Source organism: Rhizobacter sp. (assembly GCA_021153565.1).
Taxonomy (GTDB): domain Bacteria; phylum Pseudomonadota; class Gammaproteobacteria; order Burkholderiales; family Burkholderiaceae_C; genus Albitalea.
The window spans coordinates 20,933-31,212 of the sequence record JAJKJU010000002.1; the positions used below are offsets into that span (position 1 = coordinate 20,933).

The window sequence follows — 10,280 nt, forward strand, 5'->3', positions numbered from 1 at the left end:
TCAATCGGTTATGACCGTGGGGGATCTGACGTCACCGCGGCAAAGCACATCGCTGGCATGCGCTCGTGGTTGGAATCGCCGCGCATGTCGGCGTGTCTTGGTATCGAGCGTTGGCAGCGCCGTCCGCACGCGATACCGGGTCGACAGTCCGAATGGGCGGCACGCAGGACCGCTTCTGTCGAAGCAAGCCCCCATCCTGCCTCCCCCATCGCGTTGAGATAGTTGAGGAACTGCTTGCTCTCGAAACCGCACACCACAATGTCAGTGTGCCCGCGTGGATGCGCTCAAGGGCGGGTCGCAGTGGCCTATCGGGGCCATCGTCGCTTTGTTGGGGTCCGACGTTAGCGTTGAGCTGAACGTTGACGCATTGGATCAGCCGTTTGAAACGACAGGTACTCGCGCGCCGTGGCAATGGTCCGATACAACCCTGCGGCAAGTGTCGAGCCCGGTGCGTCCTAGCCTCAGACGCGCGAGCCTCGACTCACTTCGGTGGTGCATCTCCAAAGTTCTGCAGACAACATCTTTCGCGTAGCACCAATTTCACGAAAATGGACGACAACCTTCATCTTGTGCTTCCGATAAACAGTAAGGCAACAAGCAACGAAGAGCTCCCATAGTGGGTGTGTTTATCTCGTAGCCGCTGTCCCTTCGGGAGGAATCTCAAGTGAGTCGCTGTGGTCCTCGGTGGTGGCGCGGCCATATGCGGTCGGTCAGGAATACCGAGTAAGCCGTCAGGGGGCGCCTGCCGGAAGAACGGAACAATCAAGGGAGAGACATTTTGATTTCATTGCTGCATACGGCCGATTGGCAGATCGGTCGGATGTTTTCGCAGTTCGAGTCTGACGACGCCGCCGCACTATTCGAGGCGCGCTTCGGGACTGTGGAGCGCTTGGCGTCGATCGCCACGGAGCGCAACGTCGACGCAGTACTCGTGGCCGGTGATGTGTTTGATGCCCAGACCGTTGCCGACAAGACTCTCCGGCGGCTCTTCAATGCAATGCAGGGCTTCGCAGGTACATGGGTGCTGATGCCTGGCAATCACGATGCTGCGCTGGCGGAGTCGGTCTGGACTCGAGCTCGTCGCATAGAAGCCATTCCTGACAACGTTCTCATTTGTCTGGAGCCCAAGCCCATTGTCCTGAAGGAAAAGTTCACCCTGCTGCCAGCGCCGCTTACCCAGCGTCACACGTATAGCGATCTCACCGACTGGTTCGGCACAGTTCCCAGCAACGATGGCTTGCCGCGCATTGGCCTCGCGTACGGGTGCGTGCAAGGCATCCTTCCTGGTGATATTGACTCGGCGAATCCGATTGCCGCCGGCAGAGCTCAAGATACGGAACTGGCCTATCTCGCCCTAGGCGACTGGCACGGTACGAAGCGTGTCGACGACAGGACCTGGTATGCCGGCACACCGGAGTCGGACCGGTTCAAGGACAACGACTCGGGCCACGCGCTTTTGGTTTCCATCGCGGCTGCGGGGGCCTTGCCCGTTGTCGAGGCTGTGCGAACAGGGAAGTTCAGCTGGCGTCAGGTGGAACTGCAGATGGCTGTCGACTCGGACGTTGACGGTCTTGTGGACACCTTGAATTCGGTGAGCAGCGACGATGTGCTGCAGGTGCACGTCTCTGGGACTTGTAATTTGGCAGGACATCGCAGGCTCACCGCCGCGCTAGGCGCAGCTGGTGCCAAGGCGCGCGCCGTGGTCTGGGACAGCGTTGCGTTGAGGCTGGAGCCGACCGAGGAAGACATTCAGGCGTTGCACGCCGATGGCTTTGTGGGCGAGGTGTTGCAAGGGCTTCGAGCAGAGCAGAGTGACAGCGAGCCCGAGGTTGCGCGAGACGCAATTCTTGCGCTGGCCCGAGTCCTTGACAGCCAGCGCTCTCGCACGGGAGCGGCTGCATGAAACTCAAACGTCTGCGTATCGAAAACTTCAAGCGGTTTCGAGCGCCGCTGGAACTGAGCGGCCTCGCCGATGGCCTGAACCTCTTTGTTGCTCCTAACGAGTCTGGCAAGTCCACCGTGGCCGAGGCTGTACGCGCGGCATTCTTCGAACGGCACAAGTCGAGGTCCGTTGGTTCGTTGCTGCCGTGGAGCGACAGCTCGACTACACCAACAGTGGAGATCGAGTTCGAACTCGGCGGAAAGTCCGCTCGACTCACGAAGGCGTTCTTGAGCAAAAAGCGCTGCGAGCTAAGCATCGATGGCAAGTCACTGGACGCAACGGCCGCAGAAGACCATCTTGGCGGGCTGCTGGGGTTTGGCTTTGCCGGCAAGGGCGCCAATTCGCCAGAACACATGGGAATTCCGGGGCTCCTGTGGATCAAGCAAGGAACATCGCACGAAATCTCTAAAGTGGTGAGTTTTGCCAGCGATCATTTACGAAACGCCTTAGGAGGCTCGCTGGGAGAACTGACGGCGACCAGTGGGGACGCTGTCATCAAGACCGTTGAGGCGGAGCGCAACGAACTTCTTACCCCGTCCACTGGGGCTCCGCGTGGGCCCTTCTTGGAGGCTATTAACCGACGGTCGGCGCTTGAGACTGAGCTGGAAGCTTTACGCAAGGACATCGAAGCCTATCGGACCAGTGTCGATCGCCTCGAAGGCTTGCGTCTCGACCACAAGCGTGACGATATCGCGCGTCCCTGGACAGTGTTGCGTGAACAGCTGGCGACCGCGCAGATGCGGCTGGACGAAGCCAAGGGGCTGTCTGAGAAGAAGGCCGCGCAGGATGCTGTCTTGAAGCAGGCCACACTCCACGTCGGCGCCCTACGCGGTCAACTTCAAGCTATGGAGCGAGACGAGGAGGCCCTCGGGCTGCGCGAGACGAACCTGGGGGCCGCTCAGGAGTGTCTGCGCATGGCACAGAGTCAGCTTCAGGCTTGGGAGCCGCGTCTGGCGGCCGCTGTGGAAGCCGACGTCAGGGCGCGGGGGCGGTTGCATGCAACGCGCCAGACAGCCGCGTACGTCGCGCAAGCAAGGACGGTTGCAGGCCTGACAACGCATGTAGCCGCGATCGAGCAGAGCCGAGGCAAGGCTCAAGTCGAGCAAGACAAATTAACGCAACTACAGACTGATGCTCAGGCTCTTGCCATGCCCGCCGGTGAGCTAAAGCGGTTGCGTGACTGCAGCGAAGCACTCCGTGCCGCACAAGCGAGGCTGGACGCCGCCTCCACGGCTCTGGAGTTCGAGTTGCTGCCGAGTGCGAAGGTGTGGATGGCTGAGGCAGAGGTGAGAGGGTCCAAACGCCTGACCGTCGTCGCCCGCACCGCCATAGACATCGAGGGCGTCGGCCGCATCTCCGTCTTGCCGGGGGGCGAAGACCTCGAGAGCCTTGCTAGCGATCGCGACCGCGAGCGAGATAAGCATGCGTCCATCCTGCAGCTTCTGGGCGTCACGAGCCTGGCTGCCGCCGACGAGCGGGAACGGCTGCAGGCTCAGCGTGCGGCCGAGGCGAAGGCCTCGGCCGAAGTGCTTGCCGCCCATGCTCCGAAGGGGCTCGCCGCGCTGGTCGCGGAAGTGGGGGCGCAAACCGCGAAACTCACCGAAGCCAGAATCTTGCTTGAGGCAATGGTGGCCCCCACCGATGCCGAAGCTTCGGTGCTGACTGTGTCGCAAGCGGAGTCAGAGGAGTCGGCCGCGCGGGCAGCCCTTGCTGGCGCGTCCTTGGAGCTGAACGAAGCGAAACTCGCCGCCAGCGAAGCGAGCGCCAAGGTCAAGGCGGCAGAAGAAGAACTTGCGGCGGTTAAGGCGACACTAAGCGACCTGCGCCGAGCGGAGATGAAGGCCGAAACGAGTCAGGCGCTGACCGATGCGTTGGCGCATCAGACAACGGCCCAAAGCAGAGCAGCTGAACTCACCGGCCAGCTACAGACGGTCAATCTACCGGTGCTGCAGCAGGATGTCGAAAGGCTTGACCGGAGTGCAAAGCAAGTAGAAGCCGCGCACGCGCAGCGTGCTTCAGACATCACTCGACTTGAGGCAGACCTTGAGGCAAAGGGGGCTCTTGGGTTGGAGGAGGTGGCCGCTGAAAAGCAACGAGAGTTCGAGCAAGTAGATCGGCGGCGCGCTGAGCTCGATCGCCGGGCGAAGGCGTTGGACCACTTGCTGAAGCTGCTCACTGAAAAGCGCTTGGCACTCGCGCGGCGTCTGCGGGCGCCGCTCCAAAAGCACCTCAACCACTATCTGCAGATCTTGTTCCCAGGGGCAAGCATCGAAGTGAGCGAGGATCTCTTGCCCGGTCTCATCACGAGGGAGGGTTCCAACGGTGCCGAAAGCGGAGAGTTCGAGGATCTGAGCGTCGGAGCCAGAGAGCAAATGGGTGTGGTGGCGCGGCTCGCCTACGCCGACCTACTCAAGGCAGCGGGAAAGCCTACGTTGCTCATCCTTGATGACGCGCTCGTGCACACCGACGAGAAACGCCTCGGGCAGATGAAGCGCGTGCTCTATGACGCGGCGGCCCGTCACCAGATTCTGATTTTCAGCTGCCACGCACAGGCGTGGAGTGACTTGGGTGTTGCGCCCCGCAGCCTCGGATAGTCGACCGCCTTGTAGAGGACAACTGTGACTGATCGCAGCGCTTCGGCAACCATCGCTGTCGATCGCGAGGCCCAATCCGCAAGCGCCACCGCGCCTACGCCTACCTGCAAACCATGCCCCATGCCAAGGGAGAAGCCTCAGATGCGTTTAAAGAACGTCGCGATCAAGAATTTCCGCCTGCTGCAGGACGTTAGCCTGGTGCTGGAAGGTCGGACCACGGTGGTGGTTGGCCGAAACAATAGCGGCAAGACATCTCTCACAGAGGTGATGAGACGTGTCCTTGAGGACGGAAGCCCGACATTCCGACTTGAGGATTTCTCGTTTGGCACGCACCAGGCGTTCTGGGATGCCTTGAAATCGTCCCTCCAAGGGGCAGATGACGATGTGGTTCGGCAAGCCTTGCCAACCATCGAGATCAGGCTGACCTTTGAATACACGGTCGACGAGCCGCTTGGGACGCTCAGCGAGTTTGTCATCGACCTCGATCCGAACTGCACTGAGGCCCTGATCGTAGCAAGCTACGGGCTGAAGGATGGCAAGGTGAAGGATCTGTTCGCAGGGCTAAGCGTTCCTGATGCCACCGCGACGGACGAGCAAGTTGACTCAGCCAAGGTCGCTTGCTTCAAATCTCTGCGCGATCGCATCACCCAACTGTTTGGGATGACCTTTGCTGTCATCGATCCCAACGACTCTGGAAACACCAAACTCATTGAAGGCACGGCACTCCGCAGGCTCTGCGGCAGCGGCTTCATCGGCGCGCAGCGTGGTCTCGACGATGTCAGCCAGAAGGACCGGGTCGTAATTGGCAAGGTTTTGGAGAACCTGTTTGCGACGGCCAAGAACAACGCCGCCGATGCTGATGGGCACGGCATCGCCGGAGAGCTTGAGCTTGCCGTCGCCGCCATTCAGGACAAGATTGGCGTGGACTTCAACGTCAAGCTCGATGCTTTGCTGCCGGCTTTGTCGCTTTTTGGCTATCCCAGCCTTGGAGATCAGCAAATGCTCAGGACGGAAACCGCGCTGGACGTCAGCCGCCTGCTGACCAATCACACCAAGGTTCGCTACACCGGCGTGAACGGTGTGAATCTTCCGGAGGGCTACAACGGCCTGGGAACGCGCAATCTGATTCTCATCCTGCTGCAGCTCCGCGAATTCTTCAAGGGCTATGCCGCAGCCGAGCCGCGCCCGGGAACCCAGGTGATTTTCATCGAGGAGCCGGAGGTTCACCTTCATCCACAGATGCAGGAAGTCTTCATCCGAAAGCTGTCAGAGATTGCGGCGGCATTCACTGCGGAGTTAAGCAGCCCGTGGCCCGTGCAGTTCGTCGTGTCGACCCACTCATCGCACCTGGCAAATGAAGCCCACTTCGAGTCGATTCGATACTTCTTGGCCAAGCCAGGAACGGACGGTGAACCTTCGCAGACGGTGGTCAAGGACCTGCGTAAGGGTCTGGCCGGCATGGAAGAGCCTGACCGAGGCTTCTTGCACCAGTACATGACGCTGACCCGCTGCGACCTCTTCTTCGCGGACAAGGCTGTGTTGATCGAGGGGACCACGGAGCGGTTGCTACTGCCGCGCATGATCAAGATGCTCGATGCGGGCATGGCTGATGGGAAGGATGGGAAGAAGCTGGGGAGCCAGTACCTGTCAGTGATTGAGATTGGCGGCGCGTACGCACACATCTTTTTCGACCTGTTGAAATTCCTGGAAGTCAGGACTCTGGTCATTACCGATATCGATGCCGTCAAGTCGAATGGAGCAGGGAGTTATGAGAAGTGCGAAGTGCGCCACGGCGAGCGCACCAGCAATGCCTGCTTGAAAGCATGGTTCAAGGCCGACGTCACGAAGGCAGAACTCTTGGCCGCGACCGACGAGGCGAAGATCTACGTCACGCGTCGGGTGGCGTTCCAGCAGCCTGAAGTGGTCGGTGGGCCATGTGGGCGCAGCTTTGAAGACGCCTTCATGCTGGCCAATGCAGCGCTCTTCCCGTTCGATGGTCCCGGAGATGCGGAACGGGAGACCCAGGCCTGGGAGGCCGCCGGCAACGTCAAGAAGTCGGACTTCGCACTGAAATACGCTTTGGCCGAAGACGTGTGGAGGACTCCGCGCTACATCGCCGAAGGGCTGGCCTGGCTCGCCGAGGACGGTGCACCACCGCCAGCAGGCGCCGGTGCAGGGGCGACCGGAGCAACGCCATGACTGGGGGGGCGAATCCGAGCGCCGCGCTACTTGCAGCGCAGGCGGCCGACGACCAAGTCGCGGCCCGCATCGCTGACGGCGAGAGCTTTTTGCTTGAGGCAGGGGCCGGAGCCGGCAAGACCTACTCCCTCGTCGAGACCCTCAAGTCACTGATTGCCTCACACGGGGCCAAGCTGCGACAGCGCGGGCAGCAGATTGCCTGCATCACCTACACCAATGCAGCCACCGCGGTGATCAACAGTCGGATCGATGGCAACCCGGTCGTCCTGACCGACACCATCCACGCATTCTGCTGGTCGCTGGTCAAGGACTTCCATGGTGTGCTGCGCCAGCTCGTTCCCACACTGGCCAAATGGCCAGAGCGTTTGGCGGACTCGCAGATTGCGATGGCGGGCCAGCGCGTGGAGTACGAGCTGGGCTATCGCCGCATTACTGACACAACGATTTCGCTTCATCACGACGACGTCTTATCCATCGCTGCGACGCTGCTGGCGCGACCGAAGTTTCAAGCCGTGCTCGCGGACCGATTCCCATTCGTGCTCATCGACGAGTACCAAGACACCAACGTGGGCATCATGGACGCCATCAAGGAGAACCTGATTGGTCGGCCAGGGGGGCCTCTGGTTGGTCTATTCGGCGACCACTGGCAACGTATCTATGACGACACCTGCGGTCACGTTGTCGATCCTGATCTGAAGGAAATCGGCAAGAAGGCGAATTTCCGCTCCGCGACGTCCATCGTCAAAGTGCTCAATGCCATGAGGCCGGAGTTGCCTCAGGCTGTCTACGACGAGCAGTTTATTGGCTCTGCTGTCGCGTACCACACCAACGGTTGGGTAGGGCAGCGTCGGCCAGGGACCGGAGGTGGCCATTGGAAGGGCGATCTTCCTGCAGACCAGGCCCACCGGTTCCTAGAGGCGATGATGGCTAAGCTGGCAGACGATGGCTGGGAATTCTCGGCGGACAAGACCAAGATCCTTATGCTGACGCACAACGTGCTGGCGAACGAGCAGGGCTACTCCAACCTCGCAAGAGTTTTTCCATACACGGACCTGTTCATCAAGAAGCAGGACGACTACATTGGGTTCTTCGTTGATCGGTTGGAGCCGGCGTGCGACGCGTTTGTCCGCAAGCGCTACGGCGAGATGTTTGAACTGCTGGGCAGCGCTGCGCCACGCTTCGAGTCGCACCAGGCCAAGCTGAAGTGGGCCACGTCGATGGCCGAACTTGTGGCGCTCAGGGAAACAGCAACCGTAGGGGACGTCGTTGCCCACATCGGCACCGGAGGCTACATTCGACTGCCTGATCAGATCCTCAGGCGAGAGAGGGACGCGAGCGAATTCGTGCCTCGAGACGGCGAAAGCGTCCCGGACCGGATCGAGCTCACAAGGAAACTGCGGAACGTCGCCTACGGCGAGGTGATTGCGCTCGACAAGTTCATCAATGGCCACACGCCATTCGCAACAAAACACAGCGTCAAGGGCGACCAATTCGAGAACGTCTTGGTGGTACTAGGTCGCGGCTGGAACGTCTACAACATCGGCCAGTACCTTGACTGGGTCGAAGTGGGTCAGGTTCCTGCGGACAAGCAGGATGCTTTCGAGCGATATCGCAACCTGTTCTACGTCGCCTGTTCACGACCCACCACGCGCTTGGCATTGCTTTTCACGCAGGAGCTTACGAACCAAGGAATCGCGACACTGCAGGCGTGGTTTGGCGACGAGTCGGTACATGCATTCCTTCCCTGACTGCGGAAAGTGGTCCACGTGCACCAGCCCAATATGTTCCTGCTCAGCTTCCCAACCCCGCGCGCGGGCCAAGCGTTCGCGAAGAAGCACTCGTTCCGGTATTGTCAACTTGTTGGCCCGCTACGAGCGGTGGGCGAGTATTTGAGCGATGAAGCGAGCTACCGAACACGCCGAGACCGGCGCCGACAAGCCGATCTCGTACGGCGGTCATCGATTCCCGCCGGAGGTGATCAGCTACGTCGTGTGGCTGTACTTTCGCTTCCCGCTGAGCTTGCGAATGGTCGAAGAGATGCTTGCTGCGCGCGGCATCGAGGCGAGCTACGAGACGGTGCGGCGCTGGTCGACGAAGTTCGGCCTGGGCATTGCTCGACGGATCCGAGTGAGTGCGCTGGCGCGTGGCGACAACTGGCACTTCGATGAGGTCGTCGTAACGATCAACGGCAAGAAGCATTGGCTGTGGCGAGCGGTCGACCAGCATGGCGCGGTGCTCGACGTGCTGGTGCAAAGCCGCCGCGACAAGCACGCGGCCAAGCGGCTCATGCGCGAGCTGTTGAAGAAGCACGGTCGCGCCCCGAGGGATCTGATTACCGACAAGCTCAAGAGCTACGCGGCGGCGAACAAGGATCTTGGGCTCGACGTCGATCATCGCCAGCACAAGGGACTGAACAACCGGGCCGAGAACTCACACCAGCCCACGCGCGTGCGTGACCTTGCCCTTGATCGACTTAGTCCATAGCCACTCGATTACGCGGTTTTCTTTGCCTGGCCCGCGTGCCAGTTTTCTTCGAACCTCATTGGGCTGATGTAGCCCAGCGTGGAGTGAAGTCGGCGATGGTTGTAGAACGCCAACCAGTCGATCACTTCGTCCATCGCTTGGCGCTGGGTGGCAAATTTCTTGCCGTACAACCTGCCCACTTTCAGGCTGCCCCACAGGCTCTCCGTGGGCGCATTGTCCCAGCAGTTTCCCTTGCGACTCATCGAGCTGCGCATGCCGTAGCTGGCGAGCGCAGCCTGGAACGAACCGCTGCAGTACTGGCTTCCCCGGTCCGAATGGAAGATCAACCCTGTCCCCGGATGCCGCCTGAACCACGCCATGCGCAACGCGTCCGTCACCAAGCTGGTCTGCATGCTCCAGCCCACCACTTGGCGGCTGAACAGGTCAATCACGCAGGCCAAGTACAGCCAGCCTTCATCGGTGGCAATGTAGGTGATGTCGCTGCTCCACACGCGATCAGGCTCGCTCGGCGTGAAGTCCCTGGCCAGGAGGTTTTCGGCCACTGGCAAGCTGTGTTTGCTGTCGGTGGTGACGACGAACTTCCGCTTGCCTCGGGCCTTGATGCCATGCGCTTTCATGAGCCGCTGAACGCGGTCCTTGCCCACGCGGATACCTCGCGCGAGCAACTCCTTCCATACCATTGGCCAGCCGTATTCGCCTTTGACTTCGACGTGAATGGCTCGAATGTGCGCCAGCAGCGCCTCGTTGCTGTGTCGCCCACTGGGCATTTTGGGCCGGTCTTGTGCGTGTCTGCGCTGGTGCTCGAAGTAGCCGCTGACACTGACGTTCAGAACCTCGCAGATCAGCGTGATCGGCCACATCGCTCGGAACAGAAAAATCCAGGCGTACTTCACAGCGATTCCCTCGCAAAGTACGCCGTCGCTTTTTTAGGATGTCGCGCTCCATCTTCACGCGTGCCAACTCGGCGCGCAGCCTCGCCAGCTCCATCTGCTCGGCACTCACCGGGCGTTCACCGGCACCTTGCAGCGCGCCCTTGTCGGCCAGCCGTACCCAGTTGCTCA

At 60.7% G+C, this 10,280-nt stretch carries 4 protein-coding genes and 2 pseudogenes; 5 read left to right on the top strand and 1 reads right to left on the bottom strand.

Features of this window, described 5'->3' with window-relative positions; all coding sequences use genetic code 11:
- Window positions 1–778: 778 nt before the first annotated feature.
- From AC30NL_RS00145 to AC30NL_RS00165, 5 genes and pseudogenes are all read left to right on the top strand, one after another.
- A complete protein-coding gene (locus AC30NL_RS00145) occupies window positions 779–1,903 on the top strand; it encodes a metallophosphoesterase family protein (protein WP_489461988.1) in 1,125 nt (374 codons plus the stop codon).
- A complete protein-coding gene (locus tag AC30NL_RS00150; RefSeq protein ID WP_489461989.1) occupies window positions 1,900–4,536 on the top strand; it encodes an AAA family ATPase in 2,637 nt (878 codons plus the stop codon). The genes AC30NL_RS00145 and AC30NL_RS00150 overlap by 4 nt, the downstream gene beginning before the upstream one ends.
- Window positions 4,537–4,677: 141 nt before the next feature.
- On the top strand, window positions 4,678–6,735 hold the full coding sequence (locus tag AC30NL_RS00155) for an ATP-dependent nuclease (protein WP_489461990.1): 2,058 nt from the start codon (window positions 4,678–4,680) through the stop codon (window positions 6,733–6,735).
- Window positions 6,732–8,483: a UvrD-helicase domain-containing protein gene (locus tag AC30NL_RS00160; protein WP_489461991.1), complete on the top strand. Its 1,752-nt coding sequence runs from the start codon at window positions 6,732–6,734 to the stop codon at window positions 8,481–8,483. Before AC30NL_RS00155 ends, AC30NL_RS00160 begins: the two co-directional genes overlap by 4 nt.
- Before the next feature lie 148 nt (window positions 8,484–8,631).
- Window positions 8,632–9,207: pseudogene (locus AC30NL_RS00165) on the top strand (IS6 family transposase); the annotation flags it as partial.
- A 20-nt stretch (window positions 9,208–9,227) separates the two neighbouring features.
- Here AC30NL_RS00165 and AC30NL_RS00170 read toward each other — a convergent pair.
- Window positions 9,228–10,280, bottom strand: a pseudogene (locus AC30NL_RS00170) (IS3 family transposase); the annotation flags it as partial.